This window comes from Thermoanaerobaculia bacterium (assembly GCA_018057705.1).
Taxonomy (GTDB): Bacteria; Acidobacteriota; Thermoanaerobaculia; order Multivoradales; family JAGPDF01; genus JAGPDF01.
Genome location: JAGPDF010000001.1, coordinates 83,523 through 107,899 on the forward strand (window position 1 = coordinate 83,523; position 24,377 = coordinate 107,899).

Genomic DNA, 24,377 nt, shown 5'->3' on the forward strand with positions numbered 1-24,377 from the left:
CGCGCCGCCGACTCTGGAACGTCATGCGCGAGCTGCGACTGATTCTCGACCGGGCGCGTGAGCTGCGGCAGCGCGGCGAGAGCGCCGTACTGGCGACCGTGGTCGCCGTCGAGGGTTCGGCGTACCGCAGGGAGGGGGCGCGCATGCTCATCGAGCCGGACGGCGCGCTCACCGGCGTCCTTTCGGGTGGCTGTCTCGAGCGCGATCTGGCCCTGCGCGCCGCGGAGGTGCTGGCCACCAGCGTCGCCGGTGTCGCCACCTACGACCTGCGTTCGCCGGACGAGGCCCTCTGGGGCCTGGGCCTCGGCTGCGGCGGCAGGATCACTGTGCTCCTCGAACCGCTCCCGGCCCGGCCTGATGGGCCGTCGCCACTCGACCCCCTGGAAGCCGTCGCGCGCGACCGCGCTCCGCGCGAGATCGTGACGAGGCTCGGGGAGGAGGTGCTGCTGCGCGAGACGCTCGCGCCGCCGATCCGTCTGCTGCTCGCCGGCGCCGGGCGCGACGGCGTGCCACTCGCCCGGTTCGCCGACGAGCTCGGCTGGGAGACGACCGTTCTCGACGCCCGGCCGACCGCCGCGGCCGCGACGCGCTTCACCGGTCTCGCATGCTTCGCCGGAGTCCGCCCCGACGAGCTCGCCGGCGCGGTGACGGTCGATCCCTGGACTGCGGCCGTCGTCATGACGCACAACTACCTCGACGATCTCGCCTGGCTCGCGGCGCTATTGCCCACCCCGGCGCCGTACGTGGGGCTCCTCGGGCCCGCGGCACGGCGTGACCGGCTGATCGCCGACCTCGCCGAGCAGGGGCTCGCTCTCGACGCGCCGATGCGCGGGCGCCTGCACGGCCCCGCCGGCCTCGACCTCGGAGGAAGAGCGCCCGAACAGGTGGCACTCGCAATCGCCGCCGAAATCCAGGCCGTCATGACCGGAGCGCGCGCGGGAGCGCTCTCGCGGACGCGCGCGGGCGCTGCCGACGCAGCGCCGGAACCGACCGTCGACCGCGAGCCGTGACTGTCGCAGGCGTCCTGCTCGCGGCGGGCACCTCGCAGCGGATGGGGCGCCCGAAAGCGCTCCTTCCCTATCGCGACAAGACCCTCTTGCAGCATGCCGTCGAAACGCTGGGCGCGACGTCGTGCCGTCCCCGGATCGTCGTCGTCAGCCCAGAGATGGAAAAAGGCTGCTGGCAAATGAAGGATGTCGGCATTGCGCTCGTGATGAACCCGGACCCTCTGCGAGGGTTGTCGAGCTCGATTCGCCAGGCGGTAGAAGCAATCGAAGGCGGCGCCGCGCACGAAAACGTCGAGGGCATCCTGATCACCCTCGTCGATCAACCCCTCGTCACCCCCGAGCATCTGAAGGCCATTCTCGACGCCGGCGCCGAAACCGGCCTCGCGGCCACGTCCTGGTCAACGACGTTCGGCCCTCCAGTCTTCCTTTACCGGTCCTTTTTTCCTTCGCTGAAGGATCTCAGCGGTGACTTCGGCGCGAAGAAGATCCTGCGCGGGAACATCGACAGAGTTCGAATGGTGGAGTTTCCGGGCGCGGCGCTGGATATCGACGACGCGGCCGACTACGGGCGCCTGCTGTCGGGCGAGAAGGCCTGAGCCTCGACCCAGAGCTCGACCAGGGTCTCGATCCGCCGCGCGGCCTCGGCGCGACGGGCGCGCAGCTCCTCGGCGATCCTGTGCCGCCGCCGCAGCAGCAGGAAGGCGCGGCTCTCCCGCCAGAGCGCCTCCTGGCGCTCGACGAAGCGCACCGCGATGTATCCGGAGAGCGCCGCGACGACGACCGTGGCGAAGCCGGACGCGAGCCCCCAGAACCGCCAGGCGAGGGCCGCTTCGAGTCCCCAGGTGAGCGGGTAAGCGACGATCCCGGGAAAGACCTTGTAGGTGGCGATCTGATTCTCCTCGTCGTCGAATCGGCGGGAGACGAGCTCGACCGCGACGAAGGGGACGAAGTTCAGCAGCCCCCCGAGGAGGGCGACCGGCAGCATGACGACGGTATTCACCGCGCTCCGCGCGAGCGCCGCGAGCAGCCGGTCGAGCGGATAGCTGGCGATCACCTGCGCATCGCCGAGGCCCGAGACCCGCAGCAGGCGGTCGTAGTCACGCGCCGCCTCGACGGCCGCCGCCACCTCGCGAGGATGGCTCTCACGCAGGGCGTCGAGTCCGTCGAGGAGGGACCGCCGGGCGTCGAACTCGGCCGCCAGCCGGCGCTCCCGCGGCAGCTCCTGCGCTTCGGCCTCCAGGATCCGCGCCCCGCGTTCGACCAGGCGCGACTCCTCCCAGGAGCGATAGTTGAGCGTGACGCGCTCGAGTGCCTCGGCGACCCGTTCGGTCAGCAGCCGCACGGCGGTCGCCTCGTCGCGCTCCGCGAGCTCCACCTCCCCGGCCGGGTCGATCGGCGGGCCGACGACCACGAGCGCGCGCGAGCGAAAGGTCCCCCGATCCTCGAACAGGAGGCCCACCGGCAGGATACGGCTGCCCAGGGGACCAAAACGGCGTTCGGCCTCGATCAGGATCCGAGCCGCGCCGGTCTTCAGCGGCTGCAGTTGCGGCTCGTCGTGGCTCACGCCCTCCGGGAAGATCGCGAGGATGCCGCCGCGGGCGAGCTCCTCGTGGCAGCGCGCGAAGGTCTCGAGGTTCTTCGCGGTGTCGACGCCCTCGTCCTGGCGGCGGTAGACCGGAATGACTCCGGCGAGATCGCAGATCTGCGCAAGGACCGGGATCTTCCACAGCGTGCTCTTGCCGAGCATGCGGGCCGGCAAGCGGAGCGGCCCCAGGAGGAACATCGGATCGACCAGCCCGTTGACGTGGTTCGCGACGACGACCAGGGGCACTTTGCGCGAGCGCGTGTCGCCGCGCCCGATGCGCTCTCCCCCCACGACCTCGATGCGTCGAAAGAAGACCGCCAGGATCAGGCGACAGAGCAGGCCGATCGCCCGATCGACCGCCGCGCGGCCTCTGGAGGGTCTCGAAGAAGTGGGGGGCCCGGCAGGGGGCACGGTCAGGCGGGCTCGCTCCAGGCCGCCGCGGCAGCCACACCACGGCGCTCGTCGACCAGGAACATGCCGAGCAGGCCGAGGACGAAGAACACCCCGGTGCAGAGGATCGCCACCCGCTGCGACTGGCTTGCCGACGAGACGAGTCCGAACACCGGCGGACCGAAGGCGTAAGCGGCCTTGCCGAAGAGTCCCCACAGACCGAAGAACTCGCCCGCCTTGCCGACCGGCGCGAACATGCCGACGAGGGCGCGCGAGGCCGACTGCAGCGACCCGATGCCGAGGCCGGCGGTGACCGCGATCACCCAGAAGGCGAATTTGCTCGAAGTCAGGTAGGTCGCGATACAGGTGCCGATCCACAGCAGGAGCGACACCTGGATCGTGCGGCGCGCTCCCAGGCGGTCCTGGATGGCGCCGAACGCGAAGGCGCCACCGGCCGAAGATATCTGCACCACGAGAAAGAGGAAGATGAGCTCGCTCGAAGTGAAGCCGACCGTGCGCTCCGCGTAGACGCCGACGAAGGCGATGATGCTCATCAGCCCGGACGAGTAGACGAAGAAGACCCCGAGGAACTTCGCGAGCTCGCGGAAGTGCCCGATCGAGCGCACCGTCGTCAGCAGCCGCCCGAAGCCCTGGCGGGCGTAGTAGAGCAGCGGCTCACTGCGGCGCGGCGCGCGTTCGCGCAGAAACAGGAAGGTGGGGAGCGCCGCAACCAGAAAGAAGAGCGCCGTCAGCGGCCACACCATCCGCAGCCGGGGGAGGTTCTCGAGCGTGAAGCCGCCGTCGATCATCGGTTTGATGAGCAGCAGCGAGACGAGACCGCCGAAGTAGCCCAGGCCCCAACCGAAGCCCGAGATCCGTCCCACTGTCGCGGGCGTCGAGATTTCGGGCAGGAACGCCGCGGTCAGGTTCTCCCCGAACGAGAAGGCGATGTTGGAGATCACGAACAGGACCAGCGCGAGCTGGATCGACCCCGGCGTCACGAACCAGAGAGCCGCCGTGCCGCAGACGCAGAACAGATAGGTGACGAAGAGGAAGACCTTCTTGCGCCCCGACTCGTCGGCCATCGCCCCGACGATCGGCGACAGCAGCAGCACGATCAGGTTGGCGACGAAGATCCCGCCGCCCCACCAGGCGTCGGCGTCGGGCCCGCTCGCGACCAGGCGGGTGAAGTAGACGCTGAAGGCGACCGTCACCACGACCGTGGTGTAGCTCGAGTTGGCGAAGTCGAACATCGCCCACGACACGATCTCGCGGCGGGTGACCGGAGGCGGAGACGCTGTCGTTTCCGCGCTCAAGCCGGCTCAGGGGCAGGTAGCGAAGGCGCTGCTGTCGGTGATCGCCGCGGCGGAGACTCCGAGGGCGTTGTCGTAGACCTTGGAAGTGTCCGTCCAGGTGTCGTGGACGGTGATGTGGAACTCGACGTTGGTCAGGGCGGCGAAGAAGACCCAGTAGCGGTTGTTCAGCGTACAGCCGTCGACGATCTTGATCATGACCTCGAAGTTCGAGGGGCTGAAGAACCAGAGGATGCCCGAATCCTCGGAGCCGAGCGGCACGAAGGTGCCGACGCCGCTCACCTGCTGGAAGTTCGTCCAGGTGGCGCTGATCCGGAAGCGGCCCTTGCGCAGCTCGCCGTAGCGGCCGTCGTACGAGGGCATCGAGCCGTCGCCGGCGAGGATGCGCGTCGCCCCGGTGCACGAGAGGAAGTTGGTGAACGTCCCCTGGGCGGCCGGCTCCGCGCCGGCCGTCACCAGGTAATAGCTCTGATTGCCCTGCAGTGCGACGTCGGTGAACGCCGAGAAATGGACGCCCTGCGGTCCGTTGTCGCTCGCCTTCACGAGGTGGACGAGTGGGTTCGCCGGGTCGAAAGCTCCGCTGTAGAGATAGATCACGCCGTCGAACCCGGCTTCCTGCACGCTCGAGAAGCTGCAGGTGGCGTTGGAGTTGGTGAAGAACGCCTGGCTCGAGTAGCGCACGACCTTGCCGGAGAGCGCGGGCGTCGGCGCGAGCGGCGTCGCCGGGCGATTGAACATCGATCCTCCGGCGGTCGTGCCGTGGAACGAGTAGGCGGCCTGCGCAGACGCTGGTGCCGGCGCGAAGAGGGCGAGGCCGGTGAGAGCGCCCAGAGCGCCAACGGTCGAGAGGATCTGGAGTGGGCGGCGCATGGCGTAACTTCGGCGCGAATCCTAACTCATGGGCCCCCGCGAGAGAAGGGAGGCTCTAGCGCGCACCCGTCGCCGGGTCGCCTCCCTCGGCTGGCTTGCGCCAGAAGACTGCGTCCCCGTCCACGGCCGTCATGGGCGCCTCCACGCCGCGTCGGGCCCGGAAGTCGAGCACAGCGCGGCGCGCATCGAGGACGACGCCGTAGTCGTCGACGATCACGAAGCCTCCCGGCGACACGCTGTCGTAGAGGAGCGTCAGCGCGTCCATGGTCGAGCTGTAGAGATCCCCGTCCAGGCGCAGCACCGCGAAGCGCTGGGTCGCGAGCGCCGGCAGGGTGTCGCGGAACAGACCCTCGACGAAGACCACGCGATCATCGAGCAGTCCGTAGCGCGCGAAGTTCTCCTCCACTTCGGCGCGCGCGACCGCGAGCTCGGGACGCAGATGGAAATCGAAGGTGGTCAGGGCGTCCTCGAGAAAGCGCGGGTCCGGCGGCGGCAGGCCGCGAAAGGAGTCCGCGGCGAAGACCCGGCGGCGCGGGTCGCCGTGCGCGGCGAGCACTCCACGCATCAGAATGCAGGCGCCGCCGCGCCAGACACCCGTTTCGATGAGGTCGCCGGGAACATTTTCGGCGAGAACCGTCTCGACCATGCGACGCAGATGCCGCAGGCGCTTCCTGCCGATCATCGTGTGCGCAACCATGGGCAGGTCGCGGCCGCTCTGCCGGAGCACTTCCGAATACTCGCCGACCCGCCCCTCCGAGAAACTCGGGTCGCGATAGATGTCGTTGCTCACGGTGCGTTCGAGGAGATCGAGGTAGAGGTCGACAGGACTGCTGGCCTCCAGCGGCAACCCGGTGTCCAGCCAGAGCGGCAGGGTCGCCACATCCACCCTGGCCCAGGCGGCCTGCTCGGCCTCGACCGCCGCCGCCCGGCTCTCCTCGCCGAGCGTGCGCAGCATCTGCGCGCAGTCCATCGCGATCTCCGCGTTGTCGGGTAGCAGCTCCTGGAGGCGCGACAGCAGCGCGGCCGCGGCGTCGGGGCGGCCCTCGGCGCTCGCGATCCGCGCCAGCAGTTGCAGCGCCCACGGCGAGTTCGGCCGCCCCGCGCGGACCTCGTCGAGGATCGCTCGCGCCCCTGCCGGATCCGAGGCGGCGAGGAGCCCATGCGCCGCGAGGCGCCGCGACTCGAGCCAGGCGGGATGGTCGATCCCAATCCCCCGCAGCAGCGACTGCGCCCCATTCACGTCGCCGGCTGCGAGCCGGTCGCGGAGCGCGGCGAGGACATCGGTGTTCATACCCTCAGCCCTTGGCGTCGAACCAGGTCGGGCCGATGCCGCTGTCGACGACCAGCGGCACCGCGAGCTCCGCCACCCCGGCCATCTCGCTCCGGACGAGCTCCGCGACGGCGGGAGCCTCGTCGGCCGGCGCCTCGACCACCAGCTCGTCGTGCACCGAGAGCAGGAGGCGCGCTTGGCGGTGCTCGGCGCGCAGGCGGCGATCGACGGCGATCATGGCGAGCTTCATCAGGTCGGCGGCCGTCCCCTGGATGCGGGCGTTGATCGCCATCCGGCGGGCATTCTCCTTCAGATTCCAGTTCCGGCTCTGGATGTCGGGCAGGTAGCGCACCCGGCCGTAGAGCGTCTCGACGCGCCCGTCGCGCTCGGCGGCCGCCAGGGTCTCCTGCATGTAGCCTTCAACGCCGGCGTAGCGGGCGAAATAGACCGCGATGAACTGCTCTGCCTCCCTGGTCGGGATGCCAAGCGCCTGGGCGAGACCGTAGGCGCTCATGCCGTAGATGAGGCCGAAGTTGATCGTTTTCGCCGCGCGGCGCTGCTCCGCGTTGACAAAGTCGACCGAGATCCCGAGAACGGTCGCCGCAGTCGAGCGGTGGATGTCCTCGCCGCTGCGAAACGCCTCGATCATCGCCCTCTCGCCGGCGATGTGGGCCAGCACGCGAAGCTCGATCTGGCTGTAGTCCGCGGCGACCAGGAGCGACCCGGGCGCGGCGCAGAAGGCCTTGCGGATCTTCATCCCGAGCTCCGTGCGGATGGGGATGTTCTGCAGATTCGGATTGACCGACGACAGGCGCCCGGTCGCCGCGACCGCCTGCTGGAAGCGGGTGTGAATCCGTCCGTCCGCCGCGAGGAGCTGCGGCAGGGCATCGACGTAGGTCGACTTGAGCTTGGAGAGCTCGCGGTAGCGCAGCAGGTATTGCGGCAGCTCGTGACCCGCCGCGGCGAGCTCTTCCAGGGTCTCGGCGCCGGTCGAGTAGCTCTTGGTCTTCTTCGTCTTCTTGCCCGCCGGGAGCTTCAGTTTCTCGAACAGGATCGTGCCGAGCTGCTGCGGCGACTGGATGTTGAAGCGCTCGCCGGCGAGGCGGTAGATCTCCGCCTCGAGACCCGTGATCTCCTCGCCGAGCTCCGCCGACATCCGGCGCAGAAACTCGACGTCGAGGCGGATGCCGGCCTCCTCCATCCCGACGAGCACCGGCAGGAGCGGGGACTCGATCCGGCGATACAGGTCGAGAAGGGCCCCCGTTCCGAGCTCCTGCCGCAGCAGCGGCGCGAAACGCTCGACGGCCGCCAGGCGCTCGGCGACCCAGGCTCCGACCCGCTCGTCCCCCAAGGCCGGCTCGACACCCTTGTCGAACCCGGCCTCCTTCGCCGATCGCAGTTTCGACCCGGTGCGTTCGAGCGCGATCTCGTCGAGCGAGTGGCCGTGCACCGATGCCTTGCACAAGTACGAGGCGAGCATGAGATCGAATAGCCGAGCGACGCAGACCTCTCCTGCCGCGGGCGCCAGCCGGAGGAGCTCCTTGAGATCGCAGCCGATGATCTCCCGCGCCGGATCGGTGAACCACTCCGAGAGAGTCACGACGACCGCGGCGCCGAGATCCGGCGAACGCAGGTCGACCCAGCCGCGCCGGTCGCCCGAGGAAGAGGCCACCGCGAGGGCGACCGGAGCCACGGGAACGCCTGCATCCGCCAGAGCGATCGTTACGTTCTCCCCCACCGCCGCCGCAAACTCCGCCCATTGCTCTACCGAAAGAACGGCTGGGATCGCGGGAACGTCGCCACCGCCGGAGGCGGGCAGCAGCGAGCCCGACGCAGAAGCAGCGTCGAGCTCGGCGAGCAGCGTGAAGAACTCGAGCTCGGTGTAGAGCTCGCGCAGCAGCGCCGCATCGGGCGGATCGAGCTGCAGCGACTCGGGATGGATCTCGATCGGCAGGTCGGTGTGGATGGTGACCAGCTCCTTCGACAGGATCGCCTGCTCGCGATAGGCGAGCAGCCCTTCGCGATAGGCCTTGCGCGGCACCTCGGAGGCGCGCGCCAGAAGCGCCTCGACCGAACCGTACTCGGCGACGAGCTGGCGCGCCCCTTTCTCGCCGATTCCGGGCACACCCGGCACGTTGTCCACCGCGTCCCCCATCAGGGCGAGGACGTCCGCGACCTGCTCCGGCGGCACGCCGAAATCCTCGGTCACGGCGGCCGCGTCGTAGCGCTTGTTGCGGCCGGTATGGAGCAGGGTCACGTGCGGCCCGACGAGCTGCATCAGGTCCTTGTCGGCCGACACCAGCACGACCTCATAGCCCTCGGCCACAGCCTTCTTCGCCAGCGTCCCCATGACGTCGTCGGCCTCGTAGTTGTCGAGCTCGAGGCGCGGAATGCGAAACGCCTCGATCGCCTTGCGGACGTAGGGGATCTGCGGCACCAGATCGTCCGGCATCGGGGCGCGATTCGCCTTGTAGTCGGCGAACTTCTCGGTGCGCACGGTCTTGTCGGAGATGTCGAGCGCAACGCCGATGAAGTCCGGCGCTTCGTCCTTGAGGACCTTGCGCAGGATCTGCACGAAACCGAAGACGGCGTTGGTCGGCAGCCCCTTCGAGTTCGAGAGGTTCCGGATGGCGAAGAAGGCACGGAAGATGTTGTGGAAGCCGTCGATCAGGACGAGCTTGGGGCGGCGAGCCGCGTCCGGAGCCGCAGGTACGGGTCCGGCGACCGGCGCAGGCGTTTCGGAGTCCATTTCCCGAAGCTTAGCCCAGGGCGCGGCAGGCCGGCGGCGCACGTTCGGCTAGACTGCAGATCACCGCTCGAAAGGAGACCGACATGCCGGAATATGTCCAGATGGGACTCTTCTCTTGGATCGTGATGGGACTCGTGGCCGGAGCGCTGGCGCGACTGCTGCTCCCCGGCCGGGACGCCCTGGGCTGCATCACCACGAGCCTCGTCGGCATCGTCGGCGCCGTCGTCGGAGGCTTCGTCGCCACGAAGTTGGGCTTCGGCGGCTTCCAGGGGTTCGACATCTACAGCCTGATCATCGCGACCCTCGGCGCCATCCTCTTCCTGCTCGTGGTGCGGATCATCCGCGGCGGGAAGAAGTCGACCTAGTCGAGCTCGCCGGGAACGCCCATCGGCAGGCGCTTTGCGGGCCGCCGGGCCTGCGCCAGCAGGTGGCCGATCTCTGGCAACACCAGCCGCTGAAGCGCGAGCTCGATCGCTGCCGGCGAACCGGGCAGGAGGAAGATCGCCCGTCCCGAGACCAGGCCGGCGGCGGCGCGCGACAGCATCGCGGCGGCGCCGATCTCGGCGAAGGAGAGCATCCGGAAGAGCTCGCCGAAGCCCGGGATCTCCCTTTCGAAGAGCGGCGTCACCGCCTCGATCGTCACGTCGCGCGGCGCGAGTCCTGTGCCGCCGGTGACCAGTGCGGCATCGACCGCCGGCAGCGCCAGCGCCGCCTTGACCTCGGCTCGGATCTCGCCGATGTCGTCACGCACCAGGCCGCGCGAAACGATGCGATGCCCCGCTCCGGCGACGAGCGTCGCGAGCAATCCTCCTCCTTTATCGGTTCTTTCGTTCCGGCTGTCACTCACTGTGAGCAGAGCGAATCCCAGGACCGGACTTCCCGCTTGCGACCGATGTTCCCCGACCACCATGCACGTAGCCTAGCCGATTCGCCCGCCTTGCTAGCCCGGACTTCTCACCAGCATTCGTCGCGAGGCGTCGCAGATGCCCGTGACTGCAAGGCGTCGCGACCGAGGCGAGCGCAGGCGGGCCGGTCGGCCCGTCGAGCACGCCGACCGAGCGCAACGCAGCAGGCGTGGGCAGATGGGGCGCCGCAGTAGAAAGCTGGTGAGAAATCCGGGCTAGGATCCAGCGCATGAGCAGAAAAGTGGCGATTCTCGGAGTACCGATGGATCTCGGGCAGGGGCGGCGCGGCGTCGACATGGGACCGTCGGCGATCCGCTACGGCCGGCTGCACGAGCGGCTCGCAGCGATCGGCTGCGAGGTCACCGATCTGGGCGACGTCGATGTGCCGGGCGCCGAGGAGTTGGGCGTCGAACACGCGCAGCCGGGCGGCGGCATGGGCTATCTCGACGCCATCGTCCACGCCTGCGAAGCGACGATCGAGAAACTCCTCGCCCTGCCGGCGGCGACCTTTCCGGTCATCCTCGGCGGCGACCACTCGATCGCCATGGGCTCGGTGACCGGCGCCTCCCGCCGCGAGCGCACCGGCGTCATCTGGGTCGACGCCCACGGCGACTTCAACACCACGGAGACCTCGCCCTCGGGCAACATCCACGGCATGCCGTTGGGCGCCCTCTGCGGCGTCGGTGACCGGCGCCTGATCGACCTCGGCTGGCCGGGGGCGAAGATCAGGCCGGAGGACGTCGTGCTCATCGGCGTGCGCGACCTCGACAGCGAAGAGGCCCGGTTGATGCGCAACGCCGGCGTCACCGTCTACACCATGAAGGAGGTCGATCACGTCGGCCTGCCGCGGATCGCCGAGGAGACCCTGGCGCGGCTGGGCAGTCTCCCGCGCCTCCACGTCTCCTTCGATGCCGACGTGCTCGACCCGGAGGTCGCGCCCGGCGTCGGCACGCCGGTACCCGGCGGTTTCACCTACCGCGAAGCCCACCTGCTGATGGAGCTCTTCGCCGACTCGGGGCGCGTCACCAGCCTCGACCTCGTCGAAGTGAACCCGATTCTCGACCGCGAGAATCGCACCGCCAACACCATGGTCGAGCTCGCCGCGAGTCTGCTGGGCAAGCGGATCTTCTGAGAAATTCGTGACAGTTACCCATTTTCCGCTTGGGAGGCCTCTGGCAGCCAGCAAGCGTTCGAGCGGAAAATAGGTAACTGTCACGAATTTCTAGGTAACTGTCACGAATTTCGCGAGCGTCGCCATGGCCTGCGCGGCCATCGCTTTCGGCACGAAGAGATGGTCGTGGTGGTAGGCAGAGATCGCGTTGCACGGGATCCCCTGGCGCGCCAGCCCCGTCGCGACGGCGGCGAGAAAGCCGACCGCAGCGAGATCCGAGTGCACGGTGAGCGTGATCCAGGCGCAAGGGAAGGTCCCTTCGAGGCCGTGCCGCTCGGCCTCCTCTTGACGCAGCACCAGTGTCAGGCCTTCGGCCTCGCGAAAGGTCGCGAGCGGCGCGAAGCCCGCCGGAATCGAGTCCCCGGCAAGAGTGCAATAGAGCCAGGTGCCGTCCTGCAGAACCGGCTCGATGCCGGCGAGAAGGCGTCCGAGATCGGCTTCGCCCGGCGGGCTCACTCGATCTCTTCGAGCTCGGTGTCGACGTCGACAACGTCCCGTTTGGCTGTGGGCGTGACGACGACCTTCACCCAGACGGTGCGGAAGCCCTTGAGGGAGAGCTGGACCAGGTACTCACCAGGACCCGCGAAGAAGTAGGTCTCACCGCCGCCGGCGCCGTCCCAATCGTCGGCTTCGCCGAGCAACCGGCCGTCGATGGTGACCAGGACCTCCTCCGGATCGACGTGAAACTCCGCCCCCTTGCGGCACTCGAAAACGTTCGTGATCGGCGGCGCCGGAGTCGCCACGGGTGCGGGCGGCGGCACGGTTGCCGCGGCCCCGGCGGCTGCGTTCGTATCCGCGACGCTGCCGCTCGGCGCCTCTCGGGCCGCACTTCCCGTGGCCACCACGGCTGGCACCGGAGCGGGTCTTGCCGGCACCGGCTGCGGCTCGCTCGCCGACGGCCGCGCCTGCTCGATGCGCTGTCCGGCAGCGAGCGGCAGCGCTTCGCCGGCAGACGGTGCAGCGGCGGCCGCCGGCTCGGTTGCCGGGGCGCCCGGACCGGACGACGTCGCCAACGGCCCGGCAGCGACCGGAGACACTCCGGCTCCGCCCGAGCCGGCAGAGCCGGGCGCCTGCGCCATGTCCGGAGGCAGCGACGGCTGTTTCAGGAGGAGACCGCCGACCAGAGCGGCGAGCAGGAGGCCGGCCCCGAGCCAGGGGGCCCAGCGCTTCCAGGCCTGCCGTCGGTTCGGCCGGCGCTGGACGATCTCGGTCGGCGCGGAGGTGGCGTAGCTCGCCGGCGGGAGTGGCGCCGGATGCCCCCCTGGCGCGTCCTGGGCTCCCGGGCCGGCGGCGGATGCCACCCAAGCCGGCTGCGACGAGGGCCGTCCGCGCAGGGGCGCTGTCGGCGAAGTCGTTCCGCCCCCGGGCGCCGAAGGCGCGCCGGAGCGGCCGAACTGCGCGATGAGGGCGCGAGCGCGAGCCGCGAACGTCTGCGCATCGGGAATCCGGACGTCGCGTTCCTTGTCCAGTGACCAACGCAGCAGGTCGACCAGGTCGGGATGCAGCCGGCCGGCCACGGTCGCCGACTCGAAGGGGTCCTGATGCAGGATCTGGAAGACCAGTGTCGTCAGCGTATCGGCAGGAAAGGGCTTGCGCTGCATCAGCATCTCGTAGAGCACGACGCCGAGCGAGAAGAGGTCGCTCCGGCCGTCGAGCTCGAGACCCTGAACCTGCTCGGGCGCCATGTAGGCGGGGCTCCCCACCATCGTGCCGGTGCGCGTCAGCTCGGTCGACTCGCCGACCGCCTTGGCGACGCCGAAGTCGCTCACCTTGACGCCACCGGGCGTGGCCAACAGAAGATTGCCGGGCTTGATGTCGCGGTGGATGACTCCGGCACGGTGCGCTGAAGCCAGGGCGTCGGCGGTCTGCGCGACGATCTCGAGAGCCGCTGTCGTGCCCGGGAAATCGCCACGCGCCAGCCGCTGCGCGAGCGTCTCGCCGGGGACGAGCTCCATCACGAGGTAGAGCTGGTCGTTTTCTTCGCCGAAGTCGAACACCGTCACGACGTTCGGATGGTGCAGCCGCGCCGCAACCCGCGCTTCGCGCGCGAAGCGGGCAGCGGCCTCCTTGAAATCACCGTGGCCGGCGGCCGCGGCGAGCGAGATCAGTTTGATTGCGACGGCGCGGTCGAGCTGCGGATCGTGCGCGCGGTAGACCGCGCCCATCGCGCCGCGGCCGATCTCGCCGCCGAGGCGGTAACGACCGATTCTCTCGGGAGGGATCACGCCGCCGATTCTACGGGAGTCCGGCGCGCTTCCACGGCCCCCAGATTCGCGTAAGATTAGGTCCGAGGTGTCGATGCTCGCCAACCGAATTTCCGCCATTCAAGCCGCTCTCGTCGAGGCCGAGCTCGACGGCTGGTTCTTCGCGGTCTTCCAGGCGAACGATCCGATCAGCCTGGATCTGCTCGGCCTTGCCGACAGGAGCCTGGTGACCCGGCGCTGCTACTACGTCGTGCCGAGCCAGGGCGAGCCGAGGAAACTCGTCTCGACGCTCGAACCCGCAATGCTCGATCACCTGCCCGGGACCAAGGCGCTCTACACGACCTGGCAGCAGCATCGCCAGCAGCTGGAGCTCCTCGTTCGCGACTGCGGCCGGCTCGCCGCGCAGTACAGTCCGCGCAACGAGATTCCCAGCGTTTCCCGGCTCGATGCCGGCACGGCAGAGCTCCTGACCTCGTTCGGCTGCTCGCTGCGCTCGGCCGCCGACCTCGCGCAGCGTTTCGCCGCGGTCTGGACCCCCGACCAGCTCGAAGGGCATCGGCGTGCCAACGCCCATCTGCACCGCATCGCGCTCGAAGCCTTCGCGCTGGTTTCGGCACACCTCGGAGCCGACCGGTCGATCGACGAGTACCGGGTGCAACGCTTCATCCTCGAGGCTTTCGACCAGTGTGGGCTGCATACCGAGGCGGATCCGATCATCGGCGTCAACGAGCACAGCGCCGATCCGCATTTCGAGCCGACCCCCGAGACCGCGAGTCCGATCCGGCGCGGCGACTTCCTGCTCATCGATCTCTGGGCGAAGGAGAAGGCCGCGGGCAGCGTCTACGCCGACATCACCTGGTGCGGAGTCTGCGCCGAGGCCCCGACGGACCGCCAGGAGGAGATCTGGCGCATCGTGCGCGACGCGCGCGACGCCGGGATCGAGCTCGTCCAGGAGCGCTGGCCGTCGACTCCCGTCCACGGCTTCGAGGTGGACGACGCCACCCGCAACGTGATCCGCAAGGCCGGCTACGGCGACGCCTTCTTCCATCGCACCGGGCACTCGATCGGCATCAAGGACCACGGGCAGGGCGCCAACATGGACAACCTCGAGACCCACGACACGCGACGGCTGATCGCGATGACCGGATTCTCGATCGAGCCCGGGATCTATCTGGCCGGCGAGTTCGGCGTGCGCAGCGAGGTCAACATCGCGCTCACGCCGACGGCAGCCGAGGTCACCGGCGGCGCGCCGCAGCGCGAGCTGCTCCGCCTGCTCCCCTGATGACCACGGCCCCACTGGTGGAGACGACTCCGGCCGTCGCCGGCCCGCGCCAGACTTCCGGCCGGCCGGCGGTCTTCGATCGTCCCACCTGGAGCGCCGAAAGCCCTGCAGGCCGGCTCTTCTCGCGGCCCCCGGGCTCCGGCGACGAGCTCGCGCTCCTGCGCAGCTGCCTGCGCATGGCGGGCGAGCGCGCCGGTGATTTCGCCCGCGCGCTCGAGCTGCTTCCCGCCCGCGAGCAGGAGCGCGCGGCGCTGCTGCTCGCTCTCACCGGGGCGCTCTTCGCGACCGCGACCGGCGCGGGTAACCCCGAATCCCGCGTCGACGATCTCGACCGCATCGCTTTCGCGATCGCCCGCGCGCTGCGCGGAGAAAGCAGCACGCAGGAGGACGAGAGCTTCGTGCGCCGCCTCGCCGCAGAGTCGCGCCGCCGCAGCTTCACCCGCCAGGCGCTCGACGATCTCTTCGACGCCGCGCGCGTCGTCGCGCGCCGTCGCCGGCCCGAGACCGCCGAGGCGCTGGCGCTGCGCGCCCATGTTCTCTCCGACGCCTTCACCACCGCGCTCTTCGGCGCCGCGCCGACGCCGGCAGTCGTCGATCTCGGCGCCGGCCTGCTGCGCCTCCGGGCGCTGCAGTCCTTGGCCGAGGACCTGCGCGGCCACCACTGCGCGCTGCCCGAGAGCGCACTCGCCGAACCGGTGCAGTACAGGACGCCCGAAGAGGTCGGTGCCGCCGTCGAGCGCGAGTGTGGGGAGCTCCGCCAGCTTCTGCTCAAGGGAGCGCGCGCCGCGGGCGAAGTCCCGCTCTCCTTCCGCCGCCCGGTCGCTTTCCTCCTCCCGGTCGCACTCTCGCTCCTGGGCCTCCTCGAGGACCGCCCACCGGAGCTCGTGCGTCGCGCCCCCACGGTCGGCAAATGGGCCCTCCGCCGCGCCTACTGGCGCGCCCGCTTCACCCCCCTGGGTTAGATCGCGCCTCGCCGCCGGAGCGGCGCACGCGTGCAGGCCGCGGTGCACCATCGAGCGGCTCGGCTTTCAGGACTGGATGCGGCCGATCAGGGCTTCGAGGGTGGCGATGTGGCGCTCCTTGCCCGGAACGAGATAGTCGAGGAGCAGGCGGCGCGTCGGCTCGTCGAGGGAGTCATCGGCGAGGACGGCGCGATACTCCTCGAGCCCACGCAATTCGCCCAGCCTGAGCGCATCGAGCGCCAGGACATCGCCGAAGATGTTCTCCGAATCCGCGATGGTCTGGGCGTAAGGGCTCCAGTCGCTCACCCCGGCCTTGGCTCTTCCACCCCGGCGGCGGATCTCGTCCTTGAGGAGGTTCGACTGCGTCTGATGTTCGATGGCGAGGCGACTGAGCTCGAACGCCTCCTCGGCATGGTCATCTCCGACCCGGGAAATCGCCAGATTGTAGATTTCGGATGCGGACAGTTCACAGTTGAGCAGCGTATTGAGTCTGGAAACATCGACCTGAAGGTGTGGGGGCATAGCCGGGCTGGTCCTCCTCCCACTGCCTTCTGCACGACAGGTACCAGGCCGCCGCACCGGACGTGGCGCCCACGAACGCTACCCGGCCTCTAGACCGGCTTTGAACCCGGTATCGAAACCGGCGCTTCGCAAACATCGATTCGTGGCAACGAAGTTGCAGTTCTGCATCCTGGTCGCGAGCGCGCATCGATGCGCGCTCAACGAAGGCCCGAGAGCTCGACTGAAAAGGAGTGCAGACCATGGGAATGAAGAGTGAAGCACAGCCCCTGCTGGACACGGTCAAGGCTGAGGGTACGGCCATCGCCGAGCGGTTGAAGGATTCCGGAGAGACGATGCGCGGCGAGCTCGACGAGCTCCTGGGTTCGCTCTCGGAAAAGGTCTCGGACATGCGGGCCAGTCTCGCGACGGCGGCCGAAGATGGCGCCGAGACGATGGGAACCGGTGCCCGCAAGCTGGTGAAGCAGACCCGCAAGGGTGTCCAGGACTTGAACAAGCGCTGGAGCAAGCTCGATGGCAAACAGAAGCTCGCCATCGCGGGCGGCCTGCTCGCCGTCCTCGCTGCGGCCGCCGCGACCCCGACCGTGGTGCGCAGGATCCGCGCGAAATAGACCGCAGCAGGAAGTGACTGCCCGGTTCACGGCGCGGGCGCCGCCGTGCACCGGGCGCCTCTCTCCCCGCGCTCCAACCCGCTCGAGGACGATGTTGCCGACGGCTCGCGCCCGGGTTAGGGTTGCGGCGGCTGCCTCTCCGCCTTCGAATTGCTCCCATGAAGCTCCAGGCCCCAGTCTCCGACCCCGCGACGCCTCCGAGCGGCGTCGCCGACCCGCACCTGTCGCTGCCCGAGGTTCACGGCAGCATTCCCCTCGTTCCCAATCGCGGCTGGTGGCGCCGCTTCCTCGCCTTCGCCGGCCCGGGATACCTGGTCAGCGTCGGCTATATGGATCCCGGCAACTGGGCGACCGACCTCGCCGGCGGCGCCCAGTTCGGCTACGCCCTCATCTGGGTGATTCTGCTTTCGAACCTGATGGCGATGTACCTGCAGTCGCTGTGCGTGAAGCTCGGCGTGGTGACCGGAAAGGACCTCGCGCAGGCCTGCCGCGAGCAGTACTCGAAGCCGGTCTCGATCGTCCTCTGGGTACTCTGCGAGATCGCGATCATCGCCTGCGACCTCGCCGAGGTCATCGGCTCGGCGGTCGCCTTGAATCTCCTCTTCGGAGTGCCACTGGTCTGGGGCGTGATCCTCACCGGCCTCGATGTGATGTTGCTCCTCGCGGCTATGCACTTCGGTTTCCGCAAGATCGAGGCGATCGTCCTCACCCTGGTCTCGACCGTGGCGCTCTGCTTCGCGCTGCAGATCTTCCTCGCCCAGCCCGACTGGGGGGGCGTCGCGCTGGGCATGCTGGTGCCGACACTGCCCGGAACCGAGGCGTTCTACATCGCGCTCGGCATCCTCGGCGCCACGGTGATGCCGCACAATCTCTACCTCCATACCGCCCTGGTGCAGACGCGGGACATCGGACCGACCGCCGCCGACAAGCGGCAGGCGGTGCGCTACAACATCACCGACACGGTCATCGCGCTCGGCGCGGCCTTCTTCGTCAACGCTGCGATCCTCATCGTCGCCGCCGCCGTCTTCCACCGCACCGGCCAGTTCGAGGTCAGCGAGCTGCAGGAGGCGCACCGCCTGCTGGCGCCGCTCCTCGGCGCTCCGATCGCCTCGACCGCCTTCGCGGTGGCGCTCCTCGCCTCCGGGCAGTCGTCGACCATCACCGGCACGCTCGCCGGCCAGATCGTCATGGAGGGCTTCCTGCGGATCCGCGTCCGCCCCTGGCTGCGCCGCCTCGTCACCCGGTCGCTCGCCATCGTGCCGGCGGTCATCCTGATCTCGATCTCGGGCGGCAAGGACACCGTGGCCCTCCTGGTCTTCTCGCAGGTCGTGCTCTCGATGCAGCTCTCGTTCGCGATCTTCCCGCTGCTCGCCTTCACCTCCGACCGGCGCCTGATGGGCGAGTTCGCCAACTCGACTGGAGTCAAGATCCTCGGCTACGCGATCTGCAGCCTCATCGCGGGCCTCAACCTCTCGCTGCTCTGGCAGACGATCGGCACCGGCTGGATGGCGCTCCTCGTCGGAGCGGGCGCGGGCTTCACGCTCTGGGTCCGCTACGTGTACCCTCGGAGGCACCGTGTACAAGAAGATCCTGGTCACGCTCGAAAATAGCCGCACCGACGAGGCGATCCTGCGTCACATCGAGCTGCTCGCGCAGCCGCTCGGCAGCCGACTCCTGCTGGTGCATGTCGCCGACGGCTGGATGGCGCGCCACCGCGACCGCCTGAACCTCGCCGAGTCGGAGGAGATGCGGATCGACCGCGCCTACCTCGAGTCGGTGCGCGCCCGGTTCGAGAGCGCCGGAATTCCCGCCGAGACCCAACTCCTCTGGGGGGAGCCGGCCGACGAGATCGTCAAGGTCGCCGAGTCGACCGGAGTGGACCTCATCGCCATGAGCACCCACGGCCACCGCTTCCTCGCCGACCTCGTCTACGGCTCGACCGCCAACAAGGTCCGCCACACGGTGAACATCCCGGTTCTCCTGCTCAAGGCCCCCGCCGACCTCTGACCTGTTTCGCCCGGCGGCTCTCCTGACAGCACGCTGTCAGGAGGACTGCGACAGACTCCTCTCGCGCTGCGGGCCTGCCGCCCACGCGTATCTTTCCGGAGGAGCCTCTCGATGAGCCTCAAGGACGACGCGCTGTACGAGATCCAGACCACCCGCCACTTCTTCAACCGCAGCACGCGTTGCCTCGCCGAGGCCGACTCCGGCTTTCGCGCCACCCCCGATACGATGACGGCCGCCCAGCAGGTGGCCCACACCGCGCAGACTATCGACTGGCTGCGCGCCGGCATGTTCGACGACAACTGGGACATGGACTTCGAGAGAGGGACGGCGGCTACGCAGGCCTTCACGTCGCTCACCGCAGCCCGCAAGGAGCTCGACGCGGCCTGGGACCGGCTGCAGGCGCGCGTCGAACAGGCGAGCGAGGAGGAGCTCGGGAACCCGCTGGCCGACAACCCGATCCTCGGAGTGCGCCCGCGCCACAGCGGCATCAAGGCCGTTGTGGATCACTCCGGCCATCATCGCGGCGCGCTCGCCGTATACGCCCGCCTGGCCGGCAAAGTCCCGGAGATGCCCTACGGCGATTGAGACCGCCCGTCGGCCTCCGCGTCGCTCGACTCCAGGTCGAGGCGACGCAAGTAGTCGGCCAGGCTCTTTCCGGGTTCGTCGGTGAAGCACTCCATGGTTGCTTCGCAGCTCGCGATCCGGTCGAGGCGAAAGTTCCGGAAGTCGTTTCGCAGCTCGCACCAGCCGATCAGCAACCAGACCGGGGGATGGAAAGCGAGGGCGAGCGGACGTACCGTCCGTTCGCTCTCGCGTCCGCCTTCGTCGCAATAGTGCAGGGCGACCCGGCGCTTGTCGCGGATCGCGCGCCGCAAGCGGGTGAACGGCAGGCGGTCGGCGCGGCGCTCCCCGTACTTCGGCACGTAGAGGCGGGTCTCTTCCACCAGGTGCGCCCGGTTGCGTGGCAAGGCCGCCTCGATCTTGGCGACCGCGGTCGTCGCGGCGGCGGCGAGCTCACCATCTCCCCAGGCCTCTACGACCCGCGCGCCGAGTACCATCGCCTCGACCTCCTCGCGGTCGAACATGAGCGGCGGCAGATCGAAGCCGCGAAGCTGGTAGCCGACGCCGGCCTCCCCGGCGACGGGCACGCCCGAAGCCTGAAGGTCGGCGATATCCCGGTAGACGGTGCGCTCCGAGACCTCCAGCCGCTCCGCCAACCGCCGTGCCGTCACCACCCGACCGCGCCGTAGCTCGAGCAGGAGTGAGAACAGCCGGTCGGCGCGTCGCATCGGCGCAATCTAGCGCAGGGCGCGCCGGCGCGTGGGGCGGCGGCCGCCTAACCGGCCGGGTTCCACGCCCAGGCCAAGCCCGGTGCGAGGGTCACGACTTCGGTGGCGAGACCTGACGCACGCAGCTCGCTCTCGAGGCCGGCGGGGCGGCCGCGCAGGACGGGAAAGGTGCCCCAGTGGATCGGCACCACCTGGCGCACGCCGAGGAAGCTGCAGGCAAGCGCCGCCTGTCTCGGATCCATCGTGAAGTGGTCGCCGATCGGCAGGAAGGCGAGCTGCGGACGGTAGAGCTCGGCAATGAGCGCCATGTCGGAGAAGAGCGCCGTGTCCCCCGCGAAGTAGAAAGACCAGCCGGACCCCTGCACGACGAAGCCGGCGGCGAGCCCGCCGTAGACCGGAAGGCCTTGGTGCAGGAAGCCGCTCGAGTGGTCGGCCCGGACCATGCTGATGGCGACACCGCACGCCTCCTGCGTGCCGCCGAGATTCATTCCGGAAGTCCGCGGCGCTCCCTGGGCCTCGAGGTAGCAGCACAAATCGTAGTTCGAGATCACCATCGCGTCGTGTTCGCGGGCGAGCGCCAGGGCGTCGGCCATGTGGTCGGAGTGCGCATGGGTGACGAGAATGAGGTCGAGGCGGTCGAACCTCCGGCAGGAGGGCGGACAGGAAGGATTCCCCTCGAGCCACGGGTCGATGACCATCGTCTCGCCGCTCGCGAGATCGACCCGCAACGTCGCGTGTCCGAGCCAGGTGAATCGGGGGGCGGCTTGCGTCATGGCACACCTCTTGCCTTCGAAAAAGGTTGCAGAAAAATTCGTGACAGTTACCGATTTTCAGCCAGGCCATCGTGAACCGCGCATCGTCGTCTGCAGGCTGAAAATCGGTAACTGTCACGAATTTTTCTGATGCTAGAGTTCGTGGCGGAGGCGACTATGAGCCCGAATGCGGTCAATTGGATGCTCTTTCTGCACGTTCTGGCCGCCCTCTGGCTTGCCGGCGGGGTCTTTGCGGGCGCTGTGGTGCGCTCCCAGGGGCGAAAGGCAACGCGGCCCGAGGAGCGCCTGCTGGCGCTGCGCATCGCCTGGCGGCTGGCGAACGTCTACAACATCCCCGGCGCAATCGCGGCCGGCATTCTCGGCTTCGGCATCCTTCACCCGCTCGGCTGGGGCTTCAAGCCCGGCTGGGTGCAGGCCTCCATCGCCATTTGGCTTCTGATGCTGCTGAACGGCCTGTTCTACCTGCGCCCGGCTTTGAAGAAGCTGCTCGCGGCGGCCGAGGCCTCTGTCGCGGCCGGCGCGACGACCGCCGAGTTCACCCGGCTCGCCTCCGCGAAAGGTCCGCGGATCGCCGCCGACGTCAACGCGCTCGGCATCGTCGTCCTCACCCTGCTGATGATCGTCAAGCCGTTCTAGGCCCCGTCGGATCGCTCCCGTCAGGGAGCCGGCGTCGGCGTGGCGGCTGGAGCCGGCGCCGGCGCAGCGAAACTCCCAGCGAGCCAGGCGGCGAGCGCCGGGTATTTCTTGAGCAGCAGGGCCTCGTTGATCGGCTCGATCTCGGCGATGTCCCGGTTCAGGATCTTGCGCGCCGCCCGCGCCCCCTTGGCTGTCACGATGAGGTCGGCAGCGCGCATGAAGCGGGCCTCGAACCAGGCGCGCTGGGGCAGCGGCAGATTCTCGTTCCATTCCGCGAGCAGGTGGCCACCCGGAGTCTTGTCCTGGGCCGCCATGGCGTCGACCTGGGCGGCGATCTCGCGAATCCGCCCGGGCTCGAAGCGGTCCCAGGCGAGGCGCGCCACGAGATGCCCGATGACCGGCGCGATCCAGTCACGATCCCCGACGAAGTGGGCGCGCTCGGCGAGGAGCCGCGCGCCCGCGATCTGGGCCAGGATGTCGGCAACCCCGAGGGCGCCCGCCTCCTCCCGCGTCGCGAGGAGAGGCAGCCCCACCGAGACCGGAATCTCGCCGCCGAGCCAACCGCGCACCCGGCCCACCATCTCCGCGTCGGCCCACGCCGGCACCACCAGCGCATCGGTTCCCAGCGCTTCTGGTTCGCCGTAGGGATGGGTCAGCCGCGCGGCCGCCCAGTCCTCCGGCGACAGCACGTAGACGACCACCGCCACCGCCTGGAACCGTGTGCGCGCGAACTCCTGCGCCAGGAGCTCGAACCGCATCTGCACGGAGGCCGCCCGATCGAGCGCCCCCGGCGTGTACCGCACCGGCGCGAGGTCCCCCGGCAGATCGAGCAGCAACGGCAAATCGACCGTCCGCTGCCCGGCAACATCGGCGGGCAAGAGACTGCCGGAGGCGAGGGTGACCGCCGCAAGGACGAGAACCGCGGAGGCGAGGCGAAGAAAGGAAGTCGGCATGCCGGGAGTCTACGGCGTCCGGCGAGATTCGGCCCCCCGGCCGGAGGTAGACTTGGCCCATGAAAGGCTTTCGTGTAGCGCGGCATGGCGGGCCGGATGCGTTGGAGTGGGGGGAGTGGGCGGATCCGGTTCCGGGACCGGGGAAGGTCACCGTGCGGGTGCGCGCCTGCGCGCTCAATCATCTCGACCTCTGGCTCAGGAACGGCGTGCCCGGGCATCGCTTTCCGCTGCCGCTCGTGCCGGGGAGCGAGGTTGCGGGGGATGTCGCGACAACCGGCGCCGGGGTGGATGACCTCCCCGCAGGGACCCCCTGTCTGCTCTCTTCCGGCGTGTCCTGCGGAGTCTGCGCGCGGTGCCTCGCCGGGCTCGACCATCTCTGCCCGAAATACGGCTTGCTGGGCGAGCATCGCGACGGCGGCTACGCCGAGTACGTGACCGTCCCGCGGCGCAACGTCCTGCCGATTCCCAAGGGACTCTCCTACGTCGAGGCGGCGGCGATCCCGCTGGGATTCCTCACCGCCTGGCACATGCTCGTCGCGCGCGCCGCACTCGCCGCCAACGAGGACATCCTGCTGCACGCCGCCGGCTCGGGCGTGACCTCGGCCGGCATTCAGATCGCGCGACTCCTCGGAGCCCGCCGGATCCTGGTCACCGCCGGAACTGAGGCGAAGCTCGCCCGCGCGAGTGAGCTCGGCGCGACCCACGGCATCCTCTACAACCAGGGCGATTTCGTGCGCGCGGCGCGCGAGGCGACCCAGGGCGAGGGCGTGGACGTCGTTTTCGACCATGTCGGCGGGGAGACCTTCGAACGGAGCCTGCGGCTCTTGAAACGCGGCGGCCGGATGGTGCTCTGTGGAGCGACCTCGGGAGCGGAGGCGAGAATCAACCTGCGGGCGCTCTTCTTCAAGCAGCTCTCGATCCTCGGCTCGACCATGGGGAGCCTCGCCGAGCTCCACTCGCTGCTCCCCTACTTCGAGACCGGCGCCCTGCGCCCGGTCGTCGACCGCACTTTCACGCTCGCCGAGGCGCCGGCCGCGCAGGAGTACCTCGCGCAACGCGGCGCCTTCGGCAAGATCGTGCTCACCGTCGGCACCGGAGCGCGAGAGGTTCCGCGCCCGCTCCCTCCGCCCCACCCGCCCCACCCGAAGGAGATCCGCACTTGACCAGTCATGAATTCGTCGCCGACCTGGTGGCCGAGATGGAAGCCGTCTTCTCCCGTCTCGGCGCGCGCCAGGCTCTGGAGGCCGAGAGCCAGGGCCAGGTCGAGATCGTGACCCTGCTCAGGGCGGCGTTGCGCAGCGAGATCGAAGCCGCCGAGTTGGGCGGCCTCGCCCTGCCGACAACGCCGGAGCTCGACGCCAAGAGCGCCTTCGCCCAGCAGTGCGGCGACGAAATGAAGCACTACCGGCTGATCGTCGCCCGCCTCGCCGAGTTGGGCGTCGACGTCGCGAACGAGGATCCGCTCGCCGACGGCTACAGTCCGCTCTACCACTACGTCAAAGGGCTGAAGACCACCGTCGAGCGCATCGCCGCCGGTCCGTTCGCGCGCGAGGCCATTGCCAAGGTCCGCAACGAGCAGTTCATCGATCTTTGCCACCAGATGGGCGACACCGGTACCGCGGTGCTCTACCGCGACCTCATCCAGCCCGAAGAGATTCACCATCACGAGCTCGGCCGCAAGGTCCTCGAGCGCCTCTGCACCACGCCGGAACTGCAACGGCTCGCCGCGCAGGCGGCGCGCAACACCCTGGCGATCGCCGACGAGCTTCAGACCCTGGCCGAGCGCGCGACCGGAATGCGCTCGATCCCGGCGTCCTGATCCGGCATTTCGAACTGGCCTGCCGCAATCGACTGGAGAAGAGCATGTCCGAAGAGACGCGA

The 24,377-nt window shown here is 69.2% G+C and carries 25 protein-coding genes; 13 read left to right on the forward strand and 12 right to left on the reverse strand.

Features of this window, described 5'->3' with window-relative positions:
• Nucleotides 1–23: 23 nt before the first annotated feature.
• Both KBI44_00340 and KBI44_00345 read left to right on the forward strand, forming a co-directional pair.
• Nucleotides 24–1,010, forward strand: coding sequence for an XdhC family protein (locus tag KBI44_00340; GenBank protein ID MBP9142902.1), 987 nt, complete (start codon nt 24–26; stop codon nt 1,008–1,010).
• Complete coding sequence (locus KBI44_00345) at nt 1,007–1,603, forward strand: nucleotidyltransferase family protein (GenBank protein ID MBP9142903.1); 597 nt, start codon at nt 1,007–1,009, stop codon at nt 1,601–1,603. The genes KBI44_00340 and KBI44_00345 overlap by 4 nt, the downstream gene beginning before the upstream one ends.
• Here KBI44_00345 and KBI44_00350 read toward each other — a convergent pair.
• From KBI44_00350 to polA, 5 genes are read right to left on the reverse strand one after another with little or no spacing between them, the layout of a single operon-like run.
• On the reverse strand, nt 1,570–3,003 hold the full coding sequence (locus KBI44_00350) for a 1-acyl-sn-glycerol-3-phosphate acyltransferase (GenBank protein ID MBP9142904.1): 1,434 nt from the start codon (nt 3,001–3,003) through the stop codon (nt 1,570–1,572). The genes KBI44_00345 and KBI44_00350 overlap by 34 nt on opposite strands.
• A gap of 2 nt (nt 3,004–3,005) precedes the next feature.
• Entirely contained in the window at nt 3,006–4,298 is a 1,293-nt protein-coding gene (locus KBI44_00355) for an MFS transporter (GenBank protein MBP9142905.1), read from the reverse strand.
• 6 nt (nt 4,299–4,304) lie between these two features.
• Entirely contained in the window at nt 4,305–5,165 is an 861-nt protein-coding gene (locus tag KBI44_00360; GenBank protein MBP9142906.1) for a hypothetical protein, read from the reverse strand.
• A 55-nt stretch (nt 5,166–5,220) separates the two neighbouring features.
• On the reverse strand, nt 5,221–6,456 hold the full coding sequence (locus KBI44_00365; GenBank protein ID MBP9142907.1) for a tetratricopeptide repeat protein: 1,236 nt from the start codon (nt 6,454–6,456) through the stop codon (nt 5,221–5,223).
• A gap of 4 nt (nt 6,457–6,460) precedes the next feature.
• On the reverse strand, nt 6,461–9,184 hold the full coding sequence (gene polA / locus KBI44_00370) for a DNA polymerase I (GenBank protein ID MBP9142908.1): 2,724 nt from the start codon (nt 9,182–9,184) through the stop codon (nt 6,461–6,463).
• Between the two features lie 101 nt (nt 9,185–9,285).
• Here polA and KBI44_00375 point away from each other — a divergent pair, with 101 nt between their 5' ends.
• Nucleotides 9,286–9,549 (forward strand): GlsB/YeaQ/YmgE family stress response membrane protein, encoded by a 264-nt coding sequence (locus tag KBI44_00375; protein MBP9142909.1) that lies wholly within the window; start codon nt 9,286–9,288, stop codon nt 9,547–9,549.
• On the opposite strand, the gene KBI44_00380 is transcribed toward KBI44_00375, so the two are convergent.
• Nucleotides 9,546–10,094: a molybdenum cofactor biosynthesis protein gene (locus KBI44_00380; protein MBP9142910.1), complete on the reverse strand. Its 549-nt coding sequence runs from the start codon at nt 10,092–10,094 to the stop codon at nt 9,546–9,548. The two genes, KBI44_00375 and KBI44_00380, sit on opposite strands and share 4 nt — an antisense overlap.
• Nucleotides 10,095–10,318: 224 nt before the next feature.
• On the opposite strand from KBI44_00380, the gene rocF reads away from it, so the two are divergent.
• Entirely contained in the window at nt 10,319–11,221 is a 903-nt protein-coding gene (gene rocF, locus KBI44_00385) for an arginase (protein ID MBP9142911.1), read from the forward strand.
• 90 nt (nt 11,222–11,311) lie between these two features.
• Here rocF and KBI44_00390 read toward each other — a convergent pair whose 3' ends face one another.
• Entirely contained in the window at nt 11,312–11,716 is a 405-nt protein-coding gene (locus tag KBI44_00390; GenBank protein MBP9142912.1) for an ACT domain-containing protein, read from the reverse strand.
• Nucleotides 11,713–13,485, reverse strand: coding sequence for a protein kinase (locus KBI44_00395; GenBank protein ID MBP9142913.1), 1,773 nt, complete (start codon nt 13,483–13,485; stop codon nt 11,713–11,715). The genes KBI44_00390 and KBI44_00395 overlap by 4 nt, the downstream gene beginning before the upstream one ends.
• A gap of 73 nt (nt 13,486–13,558) precedes the next feature.
• On the opposite strand from KBI44_00395, the gene KBI44_00400 reads away from it, so the two are divergent.
• Nucleotides 13,559–14,746 carry an aminopeptidase P family protein gene (locus KBI44_00400; protein ID MBP9142914.1) on the forward strand — a complete coding sequence of 396 codons (1,188 nt, stop codon included), beginning with the start codon at nt 13,559–13,561 and terminating at the stop codon, nt 14,744–14,746.
• Nucleotides 14,746–15,708: a hypothetical protein gene (locus KBI44_00405; protein ID MBP9142915.1), complete on the forward strand. Its 963-nt coding sequence runs from the start codon at nt 14,746–14,748 to the stop codon at nt 15,706–15,708. Before KBI44_00400 ends, KBI44_00405 begins: the two co-directional genes overlap by 1 nt.
• Before the next feature lie 66 nt (nt 15,709–15,774).
• On the opposite strand, the gene KBI44_00410 is transcribed toward KBI44_00405, so the two are convergent.
• Nucleotides 15,775–16,230, reverse strand: coding sequence for a DUF2383 domain-containing protein (locus tag KBI44_00410; protein ID MBP9142916.1), 456 nt, complete (start codon nt 16,228–16,230; stop codon nt 15,775–15,777).
• Nucleotides 16,231–16,475: 245 nt separating this feature from the next.
• Between KBI44_00410 and KBI44_00415 the strand changes: the two genes are divergently transcribed.
• From KBI44_00415 to KBI44_00430, 4 genes are all read left to right on the forward strand, one after another.
• Complete coding sequence (locus KBI44_00415; GenBank protein MBP9142917.1) at nt 16,476–16,838, forward strand: hypothetical protein; 363 nt, start codon at nt 16,476–16,478, stop codon at nt 16,836–16,838.
• A gap of 158 nt (nt 16,839–16,996) precedes the next feature.
• Nucleotides 16,997–18,448, forward strand: a complete 1,452-nt coding sequence (locus tag KBI44_00420; protein MBP9142918.1) for an Nramp family divalent metal transporter — start codon at nt 16,997–16,999, stop codon at nt 18,446–18,448.
• Nucleotides 18,414–18,845: a universal stress protein gene (locus KBI44_00425; protein MBP9142919.1), complete on the forward strand. Its 432-nt coding sequence runs from the start codon at nt 18,414–18,416 to the stop codon at nt 18,843–18,845. Before KBI44_00420 ends, KBI44_00425 begins: the two co-directional genes overlap by 35 nt.
• Before the next feature lie 111 nt (nt 18,846–18,956).
• Nucleotides 18,957–19,430 (forward strand): DinB family protein, encoded by a 474-nt coding sequence (locus KBI44_00430; protein ID MBP9142920.1) that lies wholly within the window; start codon nt 18,957–18,959, stop codon nt 19,428–19,430.
• Here KBI44_00430 and KBI44_00435 read toward each other — a convergent pair.
• Together KBI44_00435 and KBI44_00440 are read right to left on the reverse strand one after the other, a co-directional pair.
• Nucleotides 19,418–20,134 (reverse strand): YafY family transcriptional regulator, encoded by a 717-nt coding sequence (locus KBI44_00435; protein MBP9142921.1) that lies wholly within the window; start codon nt 20,132–20,134, stop codon nt 19,418–19,420. The genes KBI44_00430 and KBI44_00435 overlap by 13 nt on opposite strands.
• A gap of 47 nt (nt 20,135–20,181) precedes the next feature.
• On the reverse strand, nt 20,182–20,907 hold the full coding sequence (locus KBI44_00440) for a metal-dependent hydrolase (protein MBP9142922.1): 726 nt from the start codon (nt 20,905–20,907) through the stop codon (nt 20,182–20,184).
• Between the two features lie 156 nt (nt 20,908–21,063).
• Between KBI44_00440 and KBI44_00445 the strand changes: the two genes are divergently transcribed.
• On the forward strand, nt 21,064–21,543 hold the full coding sequence (locus KBI44_00445) for a DUF2269 family protein (GenBank protein ID MBP9142923.1): 480 nt from the start codon (nt 21,064–21,066) through the stop codon (nt 21,541–21,543).
• A gap of 20 nt (nt 21,544–21,563) precedes the next feature.
• Here KBI44_00445 and KBI44_00450 read toward each other — a convergent pair whose 3' ends face one another.
• Entirely contained in the window at nt 21,564–22,496 is a 933-nt protein-coding gene (locus KBI44_00450) for a hypothetical protein (protein MBP9142924.1), read from the reverse strand.
• 59 nt (nt 22,497–22,555) lie between these two features.
• Between KBI44_00450 and KBI44_00455 the strand changes: the two genes are divergently transcribed.
• Complete coding sequence (locus KBI44_00455; GenBank protein MBP9142925.1) at nt 22,556–23,659, forward strand: zinc-binding dehydrogenase; 1,104 nt, start codon at nt 22,556–22,558, stop codon at nt 23,657–23,659.
• Nucleotides 23,656–24,315 carry a ferritin-like domain-containing protein gene (locus tag KBI44_00460; GenBank protein ID MBP9142926.1) on the forward strand — a complete coding sequence of 220 codons (660 nt, stop codon included), beginning with the start codon at nt 23,656–23,658 and terminating at the stop codon, nt 24,313–24,315. The genes KBI44_00455 and KBI44_00460 overlap by 4 nt, the downstream gene beginning before the upstream one ends.
• The last annotated feature ends 62 nt before the right edge of the window (nt 24,316–24,377 follow it).

Excerpts from the sequence above, each read along its gene's own strand:
- KBI44_00340 (MBP9142902.1), top strand. The coding sequence starts at position 24 with ATGCGCGAGCTGCGACTGATTCTCGACCGGGCGCGTGAGCTGCGGCAG.
- KBI44_00360 (MBP9142906.1), bottom strand. The coding sequence starts at position 5,165 with ATGCGCCGCCCACTCCAGATCCTCTCGACCGTTGGCGCTCTGGGCGCT.
- KBI44_00365 (MBP9142907.1), bottom strand. The coding sequence starts at position 6,456 with ATGAACACCGATGTCCTCGCCGCGCTCCGCGACCGGCTCGCAGCCGGC.
- polA (MBP9142908.1), bottom strand. The coding sequence starts at position 9,184 with ATGGACTCCGAAACGCCTGCGCCGGTCGCCGGACCCGTACCTGCGGCT.
- KBI44_00375 (MBP9142909.1), top strand. The coding sequence starts at position 9,286 with ATGGGACTCTTCTCTTGGATCGTGATGGGACTCGTGGCCGGAGCGCTG.
- KBI44_00380 (MBP9142910.1), bottom strand. The coding sequence starts at position 10,094 with ATGGTGGTCGGGGAACATCGGTCGCAAGCGGGAAGTCCGGTCCTGGGA.
- rocF (MBP9142911.1), top strand. The coding sequence starts at position 10,319 with ATGAGCAGAAAAGTGGCGATTCTCGGAGTACCGATGGATCTCGGGCAG.
- KBI44_00400 (MBP9142914.1), top strand. The coding sequence starts at position 13,559 with ATGCTCGCCAACCGAATTTCCGCCATTCAAGCCGCTCTCGTCGAGGCC.
- KBI44_00405 (MBP9142915.1), top strand. The coding sequence starts at position 14,746 with ATGACCACGGCCCCACTGGTGGAGACGACTCCGGCCGTCGCCGGCCCG.
- KBI44_00410 (MBP9142916.1), bottom strand. The coding sequence starts at position 16,230 with ATGCCCCCACACCTTCAGGTCGATGTTTCCAGACTCAATACGCTGCTC.
- KBI44_00415 (MBP9142917.1), top strand. The coding sequence starts at position 16,476 with ATGAAGAGTGAAGCACAGCCCCTGCTGGACACGGTCAAGGCTGAGGGT.
- KBI44_00420 (MBP9142918.1), top strand. The coding sequence starts at position 16,997 with ATGAAGCTCCAGGCCCCAGTCTCCGACCCCGCGACGCCTCCGAGCGGC.
- KBI44_00430 (MBP9142920.1), top strand. The coding sequence starts at position 18,957 with ATGAGCCTCAAGGACGACGCGCTGTACGAGATCCAGACCACCCGCCAC.
- KBI44_00435 (MBP9142921.1), bottom strand. The coding sequence starts at position 20,134 with ATGCGACGCGCCGACCGGCTGTTCTCACTCCTGCTCGAGCTACGGCGC.
- KBI44_00440 (MBP9142922.1), bottom strand. The coding sequence starts at position 20,907 with ATGACGCAAGCCGCCCCCCGATTCACCTGGCTCGGACACGCGACGTTG.
- KBI44_00445 (MBP9142923.1), top strand. The coding sequence starts at position 21,064 with ATGAGCCCGAATGCGGTCAATTGGATGCTCTTTCTGCACGTTCTGGCC.
- KBI44_00450 (MBP9142924.1), bottom strand. The coding sequence starts at position 22,496 with ATGCCGACTTCCTTTCTTCGCCTCGCCTCCGCGGTTCTCGTCCTTGCG.
- KBI44_00455 (MBP9142925.1), top strand. The coding sequence starts at position 22,556 with ATGAAAGGCTTTCGTGTAGCGCGGCATGGCGGGCCGGATGCGTTGGAG.